A 15,907-nucleotide genomic window follows, 5' to 3' on the forward strand; every position below is an offset into this window, starting at 1 on the left:
ATGAGTTGCGAATAAGCTTCCTCAGTTTCAGTATGTGCCTCGAAGCTCCCGCATGCGCTCATCAAAGTAACTGCCTACGGTATAGCGCTCGGAAAGCACCACATCGCGACGCGGATGCAGAAATAAGGGTAGGGAGATGCGCGACTTGGTTGCCGCCTCGCCCGTGGGATTGAGCACCCGGTGCAGGGTGGACGGGTAGTACTTGCCGGAGGCTTCTTCCAGCATGTCGCCGATGTTGACGATGAGCAGGCCGAAGTCGCAGGGCACGTCCTGCCACTGGCCATCCTTATCCATAACCTGCAGGCCGGGTTCGGTAGCGGCCGGCAAAATGGTCAGCAGGTTGATGTCGCCATGGGCCGCCGCACGCACGGCGCCGGGTTCTTCGTCTCCGGTCAGCGGTGGGTAGTGCAGGACCCGCAGCAGGGTGTGGTCGCTGCCCTCCAGCATGCGGGGCAGGGGCATGGAGTAGCCCGCCTTGACCTCTTCCGGTGAATACTCCTCCACCCAGCGCAGCAGGGTGGCTGCAAGCTGGCTGCCTTGGGCGTGGTAGCGGCGCGCTGCGTCCGACACTTCAGCGGGATAGCGGCCCCATGGGTAGATGTGGAAGAACTCCTTCACGTCCTTCTTGGAGTGGTTCTTGGCGGTTTCGGACACTTTGGGCGAAAAATAGCCGTCGTGTTTGACCGGATCGTTCGGGTAACGGTTCTTGGCATCGCTTTTGAAAAAGGCCAGCCATTCGTCGTAAATGCCCTGCACCATCGTCTGGTCCAGTGGATGGTTCTTCAGCACGCCAAAGCCGGTCTCGTGCAGGCTTTTGCAGAAGTCTTGTGGGGCCGTCGGGCTCAGAAAATCAACAACGGGTAAATGCATGGGGTTCTCCTTTACTTGGTCAGCCAGTCGCGCATCAAGGTGTCTTCCACCAGCTGGCGGCTGGCCTTGGCGTCCACCCGCATACAGGCTTGGCTGAGCGGAATGTCAGCGCCCCAGCCACCGTGCGGGTAATGCAGGTTTCTGCGGCGCAAAATGGTCTGCCCCTGGGCGAGGCCATCGATGGCGACCCGGATGCGGCCGGTTTCGGTGGTGAACAGTTCGGGGTTGGTCAGGTGCACAAAGGCCAGCACATCGTGACCGAAGCAGCCATGGATGGTGGCTACATGCGGATACAGACCACTGTAGAAGTCGGCATAGAACTTGACCGCGTGCAGCAGCGTGTCGGTGGCGGGGTGCTGGTGGTGCTGGGCCACGCGCTCAAAGAGCGACACGGGCAGGATCACCTGGTGGGTTACATCCAGTCCGACCATGGTGAGTTTCCAGCCAGCGGTAAACACCAGGTCGGCGGCATGCGGGTCATTCCAGATGTTGGCTTCGGCCACTGGGGACACATTGCCGGGCTCCAGCACGGTTCCTCCCATCAGAATCACTTCATGCACCAGTTTGGGCAATTCCGGGTCCAGCTTCAGGGCCGTTGCCAGATTGCCCAGAGGGCCAACTGCCACCAGCGTAATTTCCCCGGGGTGCGCCCGCACGGTGTCCACGATGAACTGGGCCGATGAGCGTGGGTCCAGCGTCTTGCCGTGTTCCTGCCGGTCCAGCAGATTGCCCAGGCCGTCTGCCCCGTGAATGGAGTCTGGGGGTGCCTCGGAGTGCTTGTACCAGGGCTTGGCAACGCCTTGGGTCACGGCAATGTCGTGACCGGTCAGCGCGGTGAGGTACAGCGCATTGGCCGCGGCCTGTTCGACATACACGTTGCCAAAGGTGGTGGTGATGCCCACCACATCGATATCCGGGTGCGCCAGCGCGTAATAAAGCGCCATGGCGTCATCCACGCCGGGGTCGGTGTCGAAAATGACTTTGCGCGGTTTGTTGCTTTGCATGGTGTTTAGTGGATGCCGCATAGGGAACGCAGGGCGCTCAGGCGGTCGGGTGTGTTGACATCGGGCTGGTCTCGCAAAAGTTGCGCGACCTCGGCCGCTTCGGGAATGCTGGATTGTGCCCCGAGGCGGGTGCAGGCCAGTGCTGCGGCGGCGCTGGCGTAGCGCAAGGCGTCTGTCATGCTCTGGCCTTGGCTCAAGGCCGCAGCCAGGCTGCCGCAGAAGGTGTCCCCCGCGCCCGTGGTGTCTACCGGGGTGACCTTGAATGAGGCCTGCAGTTGCAATGCCCCCTGATGGCGGGCGACGCAGCCGTGCGCACCCAAGGTGACCACCACAGTGGGAACGGGCAATTGCTCCAGGCACTGGGCCACACTGCCGCTGCACTGGCTGACCAGTGCCAGCTCGCCTTCGTTGACGAGCAGCACATCCACAAGGGCAATCAATTCCTGCGGCAGTACCCGCGCCGGGGCCGCGTTCAGCACCACCGTCACACCCGCCTTGCGGGCTGCCTGGGCGTAGGCCAGGACGCTGTCCATGGGCGTTTCCAGCTGCAGCAACAGGTGCGTGTAGCCAGTCAAGGCGGGCAGATGCTCAGGGCGCAAGGTGGCGTTGGCGCCAGGCGCCACGGTGATGGCGTTTTCCCCGGAGTTGGCCACGCAGATGAAAGCCGTCCCGGTGGGCTCGTCGATGCGGCGCACGGTCAACAGCTTGACACCCGCACCTTGCAGTGACGCTTCCAGTGGTGCGGCAAATGCATCCTGCCCCAATGCCAGCAGCATGTGGGTGGCGACTCCGCCGGCGCGGGCACAGGCAACCGCCTGGTTGGCGCCCTTGCCTCCGGGAAAAGTCTTGAAGTCACGGCCCAGCACGGTTTCCCCCGGGCTGGGGATGTGATCAGCCCGAACGACAAAGTCCAGGTTGGCGGAACCAGCCACCAGTATCATCACGCGCCTCCTACGTTCTTAAAGCGTTGTATTGTGCCGTTTAATCCATCCATGACCACGTCTGCCAAGTCTCCCTATGTCGCCCTGATCGGCGGCGCCAATATGGATATATCGGCGCATTCGCATGCGCCCATGCGTGCGGCGGACTCCAATCCGGGCGTCGTCACCTGCAGTCCTGGTGGCGTGGCGCGCAATGTGGCGGAAAACCTGTGTCGGCTGCAGGTGGATGCGCGATTGCTCAGCGTCCTGGGGGACGATACCTTCGCGCTGGTGATGCGGCAGTCAGCGCAGGCCATTGGCCTGGACATGCGCGCCTGCGCCACCCTGCAAGGCCAACGCACCGCGACCTACGTGTCCCTGCATGGTGTGGACGGCGACATGGGCGTGGCGGTGAACGACATGGCCATACTGGAGCAGCTCACGCCCGACCTGGTACTCAGTCACGCCAGCCTGCTGGAACAGGCGCAGGCCATCGTGGTGGACTGCAATGTGCGCCCCGATGTGTTGCAAACCATTTGCAGCCTTTGGCCGCGGCAAGCCATTTTTGCCGAGGCCGTTTCCGTGGCCAAATGCCATAAGTTGCTGCCGGTGCTGCCGCACCTGCACACGCTCAAGGCCAATCGGATGGAGGCACAGGCCTTGAGTGGTGTGGAAATCTCCACGCCGCAATCGGCCTGTGAAGCAGCACTGGCATTGCACGCCCGCGGTGTACGGCAAGTGGTCATCAGCCTGGCTGAGAACGGAGTGGTCTGGTGTGATGCAGACGGCATCACCGGTCGCAGGGCGGCACAGCCTGTCCAAATGCAGAGCGCCACCGGGGCGGGCGACGCCTTGTTGGCTGGTCTGGTGTATGCCTACCTGCAGGGCATGCCGCTGGATCGGTCGGTGGCTTGGGCCATGGCCTGCGCTGAACTCACGCTATCAAGTACATTCGCCAATTCGCCGGAGCTCAGCGTGGCTGCGGTGCAGGCTCGACTCGAACAACATACTTTATGACCCAAACTTCCTATCTGGACATTGCCCCCGAGGTACAACAGGCCCTTTCTCGGGGCGCTGCCGTAGTGGCGTTGGAGTCCACCATCATTTCGCATGGCATGCCGTATCCGCAAAATGTGGCCACCGCCTTGCAGGTGGAAGACGAGGTGCGTCAGCACGGCGCGGTGCCCGCCACCATCGCCATTGTGAACGGCCGCCTCAAGGCCGGCTTGTCGCGCGACGAGATCGAGCAGCTCGGCAAGGCCGGGCACGCCGTCACCAAAGTCAGCCGCCGCGACATCCCCTTCATCATTGCCAGCAAGAAAACCGGTGCCACCACGGTGGCTGCCACCATGGTGATTGCTGCCATGGCTGGTATCCGCGTGTTTGCGACCGGAGGCATTGGCGGCGTGCACCGCGGTGCACAGGAAAGCTTCGATGTGTCAGCCGACCTGCAGGAGCTGGCGCAAACGCCAGTTGCCGTGGTGTGTGCCGGTGCCAAGTCGATTCTGGACTTGCGTCTGACCCTGGAATACCTGGAGACGCATGGCGTCGCGGTGGTGGGCTACCAGACCGATGCACTGCCTGCCTTCTTTACACGCGACAGCGCCTTCAAGGTGGACTATCGCCTGGATTCTGCGACCGACATTGCCGCCGTGCTCAAGGCCAAATGGGCCATGGGCCTGCAGGGTGGCATGGTTGTTGCAAACCCCATTCCCGAGGCTTTCGCCATGCCGCGTGACGCCATTGATCAGGCGATCGAGCAGGCATTGCGGGAGGCACAAGAGCAGGGCGTTTCAGGCAAGGAGTCCACACCTTTCTTGCTGGCACGCGTGTGTGAAATAACCGGTGGAGACAGTTTGGCTTCGAATATTCAGTTGGTGTTGAACAATGCGCGCCTGGCGTCTGCCATTGCCGTGGCCTACAACGCCGCCTGAAATCGAGGCTTTTGCATGGCTGCGCAAAAAATCATCATCGATACGGATCCCGGGCAGGACGATGCGCTGGCCATCCTGTTGGCGCTGGCCTCTCCCGAGCTGGACGTGCTGGGTATCACTACGGTTGCGGGCAATGTGCCTTTGCCCCTGACGCAGAAGAACGCGCGCAAGATCTGCGAACTGGCAGGCAAACCGCACACGCCTGTGTATGCCGGTGCCAGTCGGCCCATGGTGCGTCCTCTGGTGACGGCTGAACACGTGCATGGTCGCACCGGACTGGATGGGCCGGAATTGCCTGAGCCGGTCATGCCGCTGCAGGCCCAGCATGCGGTGGATTTCATCGTGCAGACGCTGCAGAGCCAGCCTGCAGGAGAAGTCACGCTGTGCACCCTGGGGCCGCTCACCAATGTGGCACTCGCCCTGCAGCGCGCGCCTGAGGTGGCATCACGCATCCGGCAGATTGTGATGATGGGCGGCGGCTTTTTTGAAGGCGGCAACATCACTCCGGCGGCTGAATTCAACATCTATGTGGACCCGCATGCCGCCGACGTGGTGTTGCGCAGTGGCATCCCCCTGGTGCTCATGCCACTGGACGTCACACACCAGGTCCTGACCACGCGCAAACGGGTGGATGCCATCGGCGCACTGGGCACACCGGTAGCCAAAGCCTGCGTGGAGTTGCTGGAGTTTTTTGAGCGTTACGACGAGCAGAAGTACGGCAGCGATGGCGGCCCCTTGCACGATCCTTGCGTGATTGCCTATTTACTGCAGCCAGAACTGTTCCAGGGCCGTGACTGCAATGTGGTGGTGGAGACCGGCTCGGAATTGACCATGGGCATGACCGTGGTTGACTGGTGGGCTGTGAGTGGCAGGCCGGCCAATGCCAAGGTCATGCGTATGGTGGATGCCGATGGATTTTTCAGTTTATTAACCTCGCGCCTGAAAACCCTATGAGGGTGGCGCAGTTTTTTTCGCTAACATCATTTCTTTAACCCGCAATCAACGGAGATTTGTCATGCAACACAAGAGCATTCTGAAACTGAGCGTACTCGCCGCCTCGCTGGCCGCAAGCTTTGCTGCCGTGGCCGAGCCCGCCATCATCTATGACCTGGGTGGCAAGTTCGACAAATCGTTCAACGAAGCCGCTTACAACGGCATGGAAAAGTGGAAGAAGGACACGGGCAAGAAATACCTCGAGTTCGAAGTGACCAACGAATCCCAGCGCGAACAGTCCGTGCGCCGCATGGCTGAAAAGGGCGCCAGCCCCATCATCAGCGTGGGCTTCTCGCAGGCTTCGGCCGTGGAGAAGGTCGCCAAGGAATTCCCCAAGCTGCAATTCGCCATTGTGGACATGGTGGTGGAAGCCCCCAATGTGCAGTCCGTCGTGTTCAAGGAGCAGGAAGGCAGCTTCCTGGTCGGTGCCATGGCTGCCATGGCCAGCAAGACCGGCAAGGTCAGCTTCGTGGGTGGTATGGACATTCCCCTGATCCGCAAGTTCGAGTGCGGCTATGAGCAGGGCGCCAAGTTCGCCAACCCCAAGGCCGAAGTATTCCAGAACATGACCGGCACCACGGGTGCTGCCTGGAATGACCCCGCCCGTGGCGGTGAACTGGCCAAGGCCCAGTTTGCCAAGGGTTCCGACGTGGTGTTCGCAGCTGCTGGTGCCACCGGTACCGGTGTGTACCAGGCCGCCAAGGACAGCGGCAAGCTGGCCATCGGTGTAGACAGCAACCAGAACCACCTCCAACCCGGCACCATGCTGACCTCCATGCTCAAGCGCGTGGACGTGGCTGTGTACAACGTGTCCAAAGAGTTCAAACCCGGCCTCACCGTGCTGGGCCTGAAGGAGGGTGGCGTGGACTACGCCATGGACCAGAACAATGCCAAGCTGGTGACTGCCGACATGAAGAAGAAGGTGGAAGCCGCCAAGGCTGACATCATCAGCGGCAAGATCAAAGTGGCCGACTACATGGCCGACAACGCTTGCAAGTACTGAAGCTGATCCACGTCCCTGGCCATTTGGCCGGGGACGCTTTGAGGCAATTGAACTGAATGACTGATTCCGCACCCTTGGCGGTGCACATGCGGGGCATCCACAAGCGCTTTGGCGCCGTGCAAGCCAATGTGGATGTGCATCTGACCGTGCGCGCAGGTACCGTCCACGGCCTGGTGGGCGAGAACGGTGCGGGCAAGAGCACCTTGATGTCGGTTCTCTACGGCTTTTACCGTGCAGAAGCGGGGGCCATCTCGGTATTTGGTCAAGAGGCGGACATCCACAACGCGGACGACGCCATTGCCCTGGGCATTGGTATGGTGCACCAGCACTTCATGCTGGTCGATACCCTGACGGCGCTGGAAAACGTCATGCTGGGGGCCGAGCCCCACTGGCTGCTTCAGCGCGCCACGGCGACTGTACGCGGCAAGCTCGATGCGCTCATGCAGTCCACCGGACTGCACGTCAAACTCGATACGCTGGTCGCTGATCTGGCGGTGGGAGACCGGCAGCGGCTGGAAATTCTCAAGGCCCTGTACCGCGGCGCCAAGGTGCTGATCCTGGACGAACCCACGGCCGTACTGACACCGCAGGAAACCCTGCAACTGTTTGACGTGTTGCGGGGACTGCGCGACCAGGGCACCACCATCATCCTGATCACGCACAAGCTCAAGGAAGTGATGGGCCTGTGCGATGTCGTCACCGTGATGCGCAACGGACAGGTGGTGCAGGAGCTCCCCATTGCAGAAGCCTCCATCGAAGGCTTGGCGGAGTCCATGGTGGGCCGCAAAGTGAATATGGGGCGCGTGAACGGCGACACCCGCCAGTCTGGTCAGGTGTTGCTGGATGTTCGCCAGGTGGAGGTGCGCGATGCCTTGCAGGTGTTGCGGCTGTCTGGCATCGATCTGCAGTTGCGCGCGGGAGAGATTGTGGGTATTGCCGGCGTTTCGGGCAACGGCCAGAGCGAGCTGCTGGATGTGCTCAGCGGTCTGCTCACGCCTACGCGTGGGGAGTTGAAGCTGGGTGTGCACCGCTTTTCGCCGCAACACTGGTTGGACCCGCAGACCGCACGCAGCTTGGGCGTGGCCCACGTGCCAGAGGATAGGCATGCGCGCGCCCTGGTGATGGATTTCGCTGCCTGGGAGTCGGCTGTGCTGGGCTATGAAAACCTGAGTGCCTACAGTGACGGCCCCTGGATGGCCCATGGCCGCATGCGCCAAGCCACCGCAGAGATGATGGAGCGTTTCGACGTGCGCCCGCGCAATCCGGCACTTTTGTCCAGCAAGTTCTCCGGAGGCAACCAGCAAAAGCTGGTGCTGGCGCGGGAGTTGGGCCAGGCGCCCAAGATTCTGCTGGTCGGCCAGCCCACGCGCGGCGTGGACATCGGTGCCATTGAGTTCATCTATGGCCGCTTGCGCGCCATGCGCGATGCCGGTTGTGCCGTGCTGGTGGTGTCCAGCGAGCTGGACGAAATATTGGCATTGGCAGACCGTGTCATCGTGATGAACCAGGGTCGTATTGCCGGTGAACTCGCGATTGCCGATTGCACCGAGGCGGGTCTGGGCCTGCTGATGACCGGAGGTTTCCAAGAATGAGTGCAAGTGTTCCCTTGCCACGGTGGGCCGATCTGGTTCTGCTGCCCGCGGTGTGTCTGTTGGTGGCGTTGTTGGTGGCGGCAGGCGTGGTGAGTCTGGTCGGGCAAAGCCCTACCGAAGTCATGGGTGCCTTGGTACAAGGTGCCTTCGGCACGCTGCGCGGACTGAGCTACACCATGTACTACGCCACCACCTTTATCTTTACCGGGCTGGCAGTTGCCGTGGCATTTCACGGCGGCCTCTTCAATATCGGCGGGGAAGGGCAGGCGGTGATGGGGGGCTTGGGCACCGGCCTGGCAGCACTGTATTTGTCACACAGTCTTCCCATGTGGGCGATGCTGCCCATCATGCTGCTGGCAGGCGTTTTGTTCGGGCTGGTCTGGGCTGCCATTCCTGCGTATTTGCAGGCCTACCGTGGTAGCCACGTGGTGATTACCACCATCATGTTCAACTTCATCGCCAGCTCCATCCTGGTGTACCTGCTGGTGAACCACCTGCGCCCCAAGGGCACCATGGCGATCGAAAGCAAGGCTTTTGCCGATTCCGCCATCCTGCCCAGCATGCAGCGGGCCATGTCCTGGGTCGGGGTGGATTGGCCTGCCTCACCGCTGAACCTGAGTCTGGTGTTGGCCCTGCTGGCTTGTGTGGGCGTGTACCTTTTCATGTGGCGTAGCCGTCCGGGATATCGGCTGCGCGCCGTGGGCTCCAGTCCCAGTGCGGCTGAGTACGCCGGCATCAACTCCAAACACCAGACGCTGATAGCCATGTCCATATCGGGCGCACTGGCGGGCATGGTTGGCATGAACGAGATTGCCGGTGTCAGTGGCAAATTGATTCTGGAGTTTGTCAGCGGAGCCGGCTTTACCGGCATCGCAGTGGCGCTGATGGGGCGCAACCATCCGATAGGCATTGTTTTTGCGAGCGTTTTGTTCGGAGCGCTTTTTCAGGGAGGAGCGGAAGTGTCCTTTGATGTGCCGGGCTTCAGTCGAGACATGGTGGTGATGCTGCAGGGCTTCATCGTGCTGTTCTCTGGCGCCATGACCTATGTCATTGCACCCCTTGTGGGCGTGGCATTGCGCCTGCTTCCCGCGGGAGCCCGGCATGGATGAAGTTTCCCTGGGCGCCATGCTGGCGTCTACCTTGCGTCTGTCCACTCCGCTGATTCTGTGCGCTCTGGCGGGTCTTTTTTCCGAACGTTCCGGCGTGGTCGATATTGGTCTGGAAGGCAAGATGCTGTTCGCCGCCTTTGCGGCGGGTGCCGCCGGCGCCGTATTTGGCTCCACGTCGATTGCCTTGCTCGCCGCCATGGCGGTTGCCGTGCTGTTGTCGTGGATGCATGGGCTGGCCTGTGTGAGTTACCGGGGCGACCAGGTGGTTTCGGGTGTGGCCATCAACATCATTGCCGTGGGCCTGACCGTGGTGCTGGGCATTGCCTGGTTTGCGCAAGGTGGGCAGACGCCGCCCGTGGCCACCAGCGTACGCATCCAGCCACTGTTTCCGGACGCTGGCACCTGGCTGGGCTTTATTCCCTATATCGGGCGTGTTTTGGGCGAAGGGCTGCTTACGCACAGCGCCCTGGTGTATTTCACCTATGCGCTGGTACCGGCCGTCTGGTGGCTGCTGTTCCGCACTCGCTTTGGTTTGCGTCTGCGCGCCGTGGGTGAGAACCCGCAGATGGTGGACGCAGCAGGAGTTTCGGTGAAGCGCCTTCGCTACACCGCACTCACACTCAACGGCATGTTGTGTGGATTGGCTGGCAGCTATCTGGTGCTGGCACAGAGTGCCAACTTTTCCCAGAACATGACCGCCGGGCGCGGCTTCATGGCGCTGGCGGCGCTGATCTTTGGTCGTTGGCGTCCGGTCGGCGCATTGTGGGCTTGCCTGCTCTTTGGTTTTCTGGATGCGGCGGCCATTCGCATGCAGGGCGTGCCCTTGCCTGTGGTGGGTGAAGTGCCGGTGCAGTTCATACAGGCCTTGCCCTATGTGCTGACGGTAGTGTTGCTGGCTGGGTTTATTGGCAAGGCGGTGGCACCCCAAGCATTGGGTCGTCCTTACCTGAAAGAGCGATAGATAGCGGGCTCTCAATTGACTGCCGTCATGTAGATGGTGGGGTTGGTGCTCTGGAGGATTCATGAAAATACAAGTCGTTGCGAGTTCCCTGTTGTTCACCCTGCTGGTTGGCAGTGCATCCGTGCAGGCCCAGTCCGCGCCCATCAAGATCGGCGAGATCAACAGCTACTCCAGCATTCCGCAGTTCACCGGGCCCTATCGACAGGGCTGGCAGCTGGCGGTGGAAGAAGTCAATGCCGCAGGCGGGCTGCTGGGTCGCAAGGTCGAAGTGGTATCGCGTGACGATGGCGGCAAGCCCGAGGAGGCGATTCGCCATGCCATCGAGCTCACCAGCAGTGAAAAGGTGGATGTGCTGGCAGGTGGTTACCTCTCCAACGTGGGACTGGCTCTTGCCGACCACGCGCTGCGCAACAAGCGCCTGTACGTGGGCAGTGAACCCCTGACCGACGCCATGGTCTGGGACAAGGGCAATCGCTACACCTTCCGTCTGCGCCCCAGCACCTATATGCAGGCCGCCATGCTGGTGGAGGAGGCCGCCAAGATGCCCGCCAAGCGCTGGGCCACCATTGCGCCCAATTACGAATACGGCCAAAGCGCAGTGGCCACGTTCCGTGAACAGCTCAAGACCAAGCGTCCCGACGTGGAGTTTGTAGCCGAGCAGTGGCCGGTATTGGGCAAGCTGGATGCCGGCAGCACGCTGCAGGCCATTGCCCAAGCCAAGCCCGATGCCATCTTCAACGTGACCTTTGGGGCCGATCTGGCCAAACTGGTACGCGAGGGCAATCAGCGCAATGTGTTCCCCAAGACGCCAGTCGTGTCTTTGCTCTCGGGTGAACCGGAATACCTGGACGTCCTCAAGGATGAGACACCCAAGGGCTGGATCGTCACTGGCTACCCATGGGACCAGATCGACACCCGCGACCACGCATCCTTCGCATCCAACTATTACAAGAAGTACAACGAAAACCCCAAGATGGGTTCGGTCGTGGGCTATTCCACCATGCAAGCCATCTTTGCAGCCATACGCAAGGCCAAGAGTGTGGACAACGAAAAGCTGGTCGCCGCCATGCGGGGCCTGAAATTCACCACGCCCTTTGGTCCGGTGGAATTCCGCGCCATCGACCAGCAATCCACTATGGGCGCCTATGTTGGCAAGCTGGATCTGCGTGGCGGCAAGGGCACCATGGCGCAGTGGCGCTATGCCGATGGGAAGGACTATCAACCCACTGATGCGTATGTGAAGGCGCACAGACCGGCGGCTGCGATGCAGTAGCCCATTAGAGAAAAGGGCCGCCCAGGACTGCCAACTGGTGGGGCGCAACAGGGGGAAGTGGGTTACATGGGATTCGGTTCATGATCAATAAATTTTCGCTTTGGCTCGGTCGACTCAGTGTGGGCCGCAAGCTCACGCTTATCTACCTGCTGGACTTGACGGCGGTCATCTACGTCTCCAGCATCCTGATCCAGGAAAAGTACCTTGCCATCGACTTTGCCCGCAAGGAAGTGGTCGGCGCCAACTACACCGACGCCGTGCGCACCAATCTGCTCGGCGTGTTTCTCGACCCCAGTTATGCCGGCCGCCCGACGGACCCGCTGGCCGAGTTGAAAACTGCGCGGGACCAGAACGATGCAGCCTTCAATACCACCGACATGGCGGGCCGCTTTGTCAGCGCGTTGGGAACCGTCAAGAAGGATTCGGAGATTGAGAAGGCCAAGGTGATTTCCCTGGGCCGCGACCTGCTCACCACCGTGGGCAACCAGTCCAACCTGATCCTGGACCCGGATCTGGACAGCTACTACGTGATGTCCCTGTCCGTATTGCGCTTTCCCGAGCTGTTGCAACTGTTGCACGAAACCAAGCAGTTCATGCAGAACCGTGGTTCCGCACCGCCCAACCAGGCGCAGGCGGCGCAACTGCTGACACTGGTGGGGCGGCTGGATGCAGTGCTGCAGGGCATGGAGTCCGACTATGAACAAGTATGGCTGGCGGGTTCCCCGCAGCTGCGCGCCGCTTTGCAGAACAGCCGCCAGACCTTACTGGAGCAAGGCCGGCACTTCCAGGAAACGGTCAAGGATGCGGCCGAAACCAAACTGACCAAGGAGCAGATGGCGCAGGTGGATGGCGCCTACCAAGGCGCCATCCAGGCCCTGGACGGCACCTGGCGCGAATGCATTGTCCAGCTCAAGGTGCTGCTGCAGCTGCGTGTGGACGGGTTGTTCACACGGATGTGGATCCACCTGGGGACTGCATTGGTCCTGCTGTGCAGCATTCTGAGTCTGGTCTATCTGGTGGCAAGCCAGATTGCCCGTCCGCTGCAGCGGCTGGCCAAGGTCGCCGATCTGGTTCGGCGCTCCAACGACTACACCCACCGCGCCAGCTGGCATAGCCGCGATGAAATTGGGCAGCTCTTCAATGCGTTCAACGAAATGCTGGCCCAGCTCGATCATGACCGTCTACGCCAGCAGGAACTCATCGCCAATGCCCGCGCAGCAGAGGCGCAGATCGAACTGGTGGAAGCACTGCCCATCCCGATCCTGGTGACTTCCATCCCGGAGCACGACGTGCTGCACGCCAACAATCCGGCCTTGCCTTGGCTCAACGGTGGCACCAAAGACCCCTGGCGAACCGGTCTGGACTCCTCCATGCGCGGGCGATTCTTCCAAAGGCTGGCAGATTTCGGCACCGTCGATGAATTCGAGGTGCGCTGGATGGGCACCTCCACACCCTCGTGGGCCGTGTTGTCGGCTCGCAGGCTCAAATTTCAGGGCCAAGATGCGGTGCTCACCGCGTTTACGCCCATCAACAAGCTCAAGGTGATGGAGCAGCGCCTGGAGCTGTGGGCCAAGGTGTTTGAAGCATCCAGCGAAAGCATCATCATCATGGACGAGGAACGCCGCATCATCAGCGTGAACCGCGCCTTCTGCCGCTCCACCGCCTATGACTTCCACGAGGTGCTGGGCGAGAACGTGTCGGTATTGATGGGCGACGACGTGGCCAATGTCTGGTCCGAGTTGAAGGACAAGGAATCCTGGCAGGGCGAGGTGCGCATGCGCAGACGCAATGGCAGCCTGTACCCGGCCTGGCTGATGATCTCTGCGGTGCACAAGAACGCCACGGTGGGCGAGGTCGTCAACTACATCGGTATTTCCATCGACATCACCGACCGCAAGGCCAAGGAGGAACGCATCCGCTTCCTGGCCCAGCATGACGTGCTCACCGAGCTGCCCAACCGCGCCCTGTGCCAGCAGCGACTCACCGAGGCGATTACCGAGGCGCAAGGTTCCGGCGAAAAGCTGGCCGTGCTATTCATTGACCTGGACCGCTTCAAGCTGATCAACGACACCTTGGGCCACCATATCGGCGACGGACTGCTGCGCACGGTGTCACGCCGCCTGACGCAGGCGGTGCGTGCCGACGACACGGTATGCCGTCTGGGCGGCGACGAGTTCGTCATCATCATGCGGCATGTGGCCGGTCGTGATGAATTGAACGAAACGGTGACCGGCAGGCTGATTCCGTCCTTGCGCCAGACCGCCGTGGTCGAAGGCAATACGCTCAACGTGTCCTGCAGCGTGGGCGTGGCGATGTATCCGGATGATGCGACCGACCAGAGTGAATTGATGCGTCTGGCCGATGCGGCCATGTACGAGGCCAAGGCCGCGGGCCGCGACACCTCGCGCTTCTTCTCGCTGGAAACCAACAACCGGGTGATGGCCCGTCAAGTCATGGAGGCGCAGCTGCGTCTGGCACTCGAGAAGCAGGAGTTTCAGCTGCACTACCAGGCGCGTATCAATGCCAAGACGCGGGAAGTGCAGGGCGCCGAAGCCTTGTTGCGCTGGAACAATCCGGTGCTGGGCCAGGTTCCACCCGGCGAATTCATCCAACTGGCCGAAGAAACCGGTCTGATCAAGGCCATAGGACTGTGGGTTCTGCGCGAGGCCTGCCGCCAGTGGATGGAGTTCCAGCAGTCCGGCCTGTTCATAGGTTTGGGGCTCTCGGTCAACATCTCTGCCGCGCAATTGGCGGATGTGGACTTCGTCAACCAGATTCGCGACGTACTGGCGGAGACCGGCATGCCGCCTTCCGGCCTGGAGCTGGAACTGACCGAATCGCAATTGATGGACAACCCCACCTCGGCGCAAGACAAGCTCAAGGCCCTGAAGCAGCTGGGCGTCAACATTGCCATCGACGACTTCGGCACCGGCTATTCCAGCCTGGCCTACCTCAAGCGCTTTGATATCGACAAGCTCAAGATCGATCAGTCCTTTGTGATGGCCATGCTGGACGACAGTGCCGATGCTGCCATCGTGCATGCGGTGATCGCTCTGGGTCACACCCTGGGATTGACCGTGGTGGCCGAAGGCGTGGAGAGCTGGCCCATGGCGCAATCGCTGATTGCGCTGGGCTGCGATGAGCTGCAGGGGTTCTGGTTCAGCAAGCCGCTGCCGGTGGAAGAATTTGTGCGCTACATCAAGGGCAATCCGGTCACCAAGGACAGGCGCAAGGCCCGTTAGGCCTTGGGGTCAAGGGGCCCGGGCACGCCGCTTTCACCAATGGCCTGACGCGTCGCAGCGGATTGGGCCAGCAGCCAGTTGCAAAAGGCCTGGATTTCGGGCCGCACCTTGCTGCGCGGGTTGATGATCAAAAAGTAGGCCAGTGGTGTGTCCATGCGCTGCCCGGGCAGTACCTCCAGCAGATCACCACTGGCCAGACTGTCTGCCACCAGCGGCATTCTGGCCAGCGCTACGCCTTGACCGGTGAGTGCGGCCTGCAGGATCTGGTGTGCATAGTTGAAATGCAGCCAGCGCTTGGGCTCCAGTCGCTTGAGTCCCTGTGAATCCAGCCATCGCCGCCAGCTCAGCCATTCCAGGTTATGGGTGCGGTGGGTGTCACTGGCTTCCAGCAGCGCATGGTGGATCAGGTCCTCGCCGCGCAGCAGCGGCTTGCTGCCCTTGAGCAGCCAGGGGCTGGCCACCGGCGTGAGCTGTTCGCCAAAGAGACGTATGGCGTCTTCCCCGGCGCCCTCGGGGCGCGTGTAACGCAGCGCCAGGTCCACATCGCTGGTGCCCAGGTCGACCGCGTTGTCACTGGCATCGATGCGGATGTCTATGTCCGGATATTCGCTCTGAAAAGCCTCCAGGCGAGGGATCAGCCACATGGACGCAAAAGAGGCCCAGGTGGTAATGGCCACGCTCTTGCGTCCAGCGCTCTGGCGGATTTGTCGCACCGCGCTGTCTACGCGCTCCAGTGAGGGAATGGCGGCACGCAGCAACTGGGCACCGGCGCTGGTGAGTTCCACCGAACGCGTGTGGCGCAGGAACAGGGGCACGCCCACTTCCTCTTCCAGCGACTGGATCTGGCGGGAAATGGCACTCTGGGTCAGCGACAGGTCATCGGCAGCGGCACGAAAGTTCAGATGGCGGGCAACCGCTTCCAGCGCACGCAGATAGCCCATCCCAATGGGTCGGCTGCGCATGGGGATGCCGGATGGTTGCGAGGATGGATCGGGCATGGTCTATC

The 15,907-nt window shown here is 61.5% G+C and carries 13 protein-coding genes; 9 read left to right on the top strand and 4 right to left on the bottom strand.

Annotated elements, in window-relative coordinates:
• Positions 1 to 27: 27 nt before the first annotated feature.
• Genes AAGF34_RS20630 through AAGF34_RS20640 form a run of 3 tightly spaced genes read right to left on the bottom strand, consistent with a single transcriptional unit; the run spans position 28 to position 2,815 of the window.
• A complete protein-coding gene (locus AAGF34_RS20630; RefSeq protein WP_342617582.1) occupies positions 28 to 870 on the bottom strand; it encodes a 2OG-Fe(II) oxygenase family protein in 843 nt (280 codons plus the stop codon).
• 11 nt (positions 871 to 881) lie between these two features.
• Positions 882 to 1,874 (bottom strand): nucleoside hydrolase, encoded by a 993-nt coding sequence (locus AAGF34_RS20635; RefSeq protein ID WP_342617583.1) that lies wholly within the window; start codon positions 1,872 to 1,874, stop codon positions 882 to 884.
• Positions 1,875 to 1,879: 5 nt separating this feature from the next.
• Complete coding sequence (locus tag AAGF34_RS20640; RefSeq protein WP_342617584.1) at positions 1,880 to 2,815, bottom strand: ribokinase; 936 nt, start codon at positions 2,813 to 2,815, stop codon at positions 1,880 to 1,882.
• Positions 2,816 to 2,866: 51 nt separating this feature from the next.
• Between AAGF34_RS20640 and AAGF34_RS20645 the strand changes: the two genes are divergently transcribed.
• The 9 genes from AAGF34_RS20645 to AAGF34_RS20685 all read left to right on the top strand — a co-directional run bounded on the left by AAGF34_RS20645 (position 2,867) and on the right by AAGF34_RS20685 (position 14,901).
• The gene (locus AAGF34_RS20645) at positions 2,867 to 3,811 is read left to right on the top strand and encodes a carbohydrate kinase family protein (protein ID WP_342617585.1); all 945 of its coding nucleotides are present in this window, start codon (positions 2,867 to 2,869) and stop codon (positions 3,809 to 3,811) included.
• Complete coding sequence (locus AAGF34_RS20650; protein ID WP_342617586.1) at positions 3,808 to 4,728, top strand: pseudouridine-5'-phosphate glycosidase; 921 nt, start codon at positions 3,808 to 3,810, stop codon at positions 4,726 to 4,728. The genes AAGF34_RS20645 and AAGF34_RS20650 overlap by 4 nt, the downstream gene beginning before the upstream one ends.
• 15 nt (positions 4,729 to 4,743) lie before the next feature.
• A complete protein-coding gene (locus AAGF34_RS20655) occupies positions 4,744 to 5,682 on the top strand; it encodes a nucleoside hydrolase (RefSeq protein WP_342617587.1) in 939 nt (312 codons plus the stop codon).
• Positions 5,683 to 5,743: 61 nt separating this feature from the next.
• Positions 5,744 to 6,724, top strand: coding sequence for a BMP family ABC transporter substrate-binding protein (locus AAGF34_RS20660; protein WP_342617588.1), 981 nt, complete (start codon positions 5,744 to 5,746; stop codon positions 6,722 to 6,724).
• Between the two features lie 56 nt (positions 6,725 to 6,780).
• Positions 6,781 to 8,316 (top strand): ABC transporter ATP-binding protein, encoded by a 1,536-nt coding sequence (locus AAGF34_RS20665; RefSeq protein WP_342617589.1) that lies wholly within the window; start codon positions 6,781 to 6,783, stop codon positions 8,314 to 8,316.
• Positions 8,313 to 9,425: an ABC transporter permease gene (locus tag AAGF34_RS20670; protein WP_342617590.1), complete on the top strand. Its 1,113-nt coding sequence runs from the start codon at positions 8,313 to 8,315 to the stop codon at positions 9,423 to 9,425. The genes AAGF34_RS20665 and AAGF34_RS20670 overlap by 4 nt, the downstream gene beginning before the upstream one ends.
• Positions 9,418 to 10,386 carry an ABC transporter permease gene (locus AAGF34_RS20675; RefSeq protein WP_342617591.1) on the top strand — a complete coding sequence of 323 codons (969 nt, stop codon included), beginning with the start codon at positions 9,418 to 9,420 and terminating at the stop codon, positions 10,384 to 10,386. Before AAGF34_RS20670 ends, AAGF34_RS20675 begins: the two co-directional genes overlap by 8 nt.
• A gap of 61 nt (positions 10,387 to 10,447) precedes the next feature.
• The gene (locus AAGF34_RS20680; RefSeq protein ID WP_342617592.1) at positions 10,448 to 11,659 is read left to right on the top strand and encodes an ABC transporter substrate-binding protein; all 1,212 of its coding nucleotides are present in this window, start codon (positions 10,448 to 10,450) and stop codon (positions 11,657 to 11,659) included.
• 80 nt (positions 11,660 to 11,739) lie between these two features.
• The gene (locus AAGF34_RS20685; RefSeq protein WP_342617593.1) at positions 11,740 to 14,901 is read left to right on the top strand and encodes an EAL domain-containing protein; all 3,162 of its coding nucleotides are present in this window, start codon (positions 11,740 to 11,742) and stop codon (positions 14,899 to 14,901) included.
• Here AAGF34_RS20685 and AAGF34_RS20690 read toward each other — a convergent pair.
• Positions 14,898 to 15,899, bottom strand: coding sequence for a LysR substrate-binding domain-containing protein (locus AAGF34_RS20690; protein ID WP_342617594.1), 1,002 nt, complete (start codon positions 15,897 to 15,899; stop codon positions 14,898 to 14,900). The genes AAGF34_RS20685 and AAGF34_RS20690 overlap by 4 nt on opposite strands.
• Positions 15,900 to 15,907: the final 8 nt, after the last annotated feature.

Source organism: Rhodoferax sp. GW822-FHT02A01 (genome assembly GCF_038784515.1).
In the GTDB taxonomy this organism is placed as follows: domain Bacteria; phylum Pseudomonadota; class Gammaproteobacteria; order Burkholderiales; family Burkholderiaceae_C; genus Allorhodoferax.

Excerpts from the sequence above, each read along its gene's own strand:
- AAGF34_RS20630 (WP_342617582.1), bottom strand. The coding sequence starts at position 870 with ATGCATTTACCCGTTGTTGATTTTCTGAGCCCGACGGCCCCACAAGAC.
- AAGF34_RS20645 (WP_342617585.1), top strand. The coding sequence starts at position 2,867 with ATGACCACGTCTGCCAAGTCTCCCTATGTCGCCCTGATCGGCGGCGCC.
- AAGF34_RS20655 (WP_342617587.1), top strand. The coding sequence starts at position 4,744 with ATGGCTGCGCAAAAAATCATCATCGATACGGATCCCGGGCAGGACGAT.
- AAGF34_RS20670 (WP_342617590.1), top strand. The coding sequence starts at position 8,313 with ATGAGTGCAAGTGTTCCCTTGCCACGGTGGGCCGATCTGGTTCTGCTG.
- AAGF34_RS20635 (WP_342617583.1), bottom strand. The coding sequence starts at position 1,874 with ATGCAAAGCAACAAACCGCGCAAAGTCATTTTCGACACCGACCCCGGC.
- AAGF34_RS20685 (WP_342617593.1), top strand. The coding sequence starts at position 11,740 with ATGATCAATAAATTTTCGCTTTGGCTCGGTCGACTCAGTGTGGGCCGC.
- AAGF34_RS20660 (WP_342617588.1), top strand. The coding sequence starts at position 5,744 with ATGCAACACAAGAGCATTCTGAAACTGAGCGTACTCGCCGCCTCGCTG.
- AAGF34_RS20640 (WP_342617584.1), bottom strand. The coding sequence starts at position 2,815 with ATGATACTGGTGGCTGGTTCCGCCAACCTGGACTTTGTCGTTCGGGCT.
- AAGF34_RS20680 (WP_342617592.1), top strand. The coding sequence starts at position 10,448 with ATGAAAATACAAGTCGTTGCGAGTTCCCTGTTGTTCACCCTGCTGGTT.
- AAGF34_RS20650 (WP_342617586.1), top strand. The coding sequence starts at position 3,808 with ATGACCCAAACTTCCTATCTGGACATTGCCCCCGAGGTACAACAGGCC.
- AAGF34_RS20665 (WP_342617589.1), top strand. The coding sequence starts at position 6,781 with ATGACTGATTCCGCACCCTTGGCGGTGCACATGCGGGGCATCCACAAG.
- AAGF34_RS20675 (WP_342617591.1), top strand. The coding sequence starts at position 9,418 with ATGGATGAAGTTTCCCTGGGCGCCATGCTGGCGTCTACCTTGCGTCTG.
- AAGF34_RS20690 (WP_342617594.1), bottom strand. The coding sequence starts at position 15,899 with ATGCCCGATCCATCCTCGCAACCATCCGGCATCCCCATGCGCAGCCGA.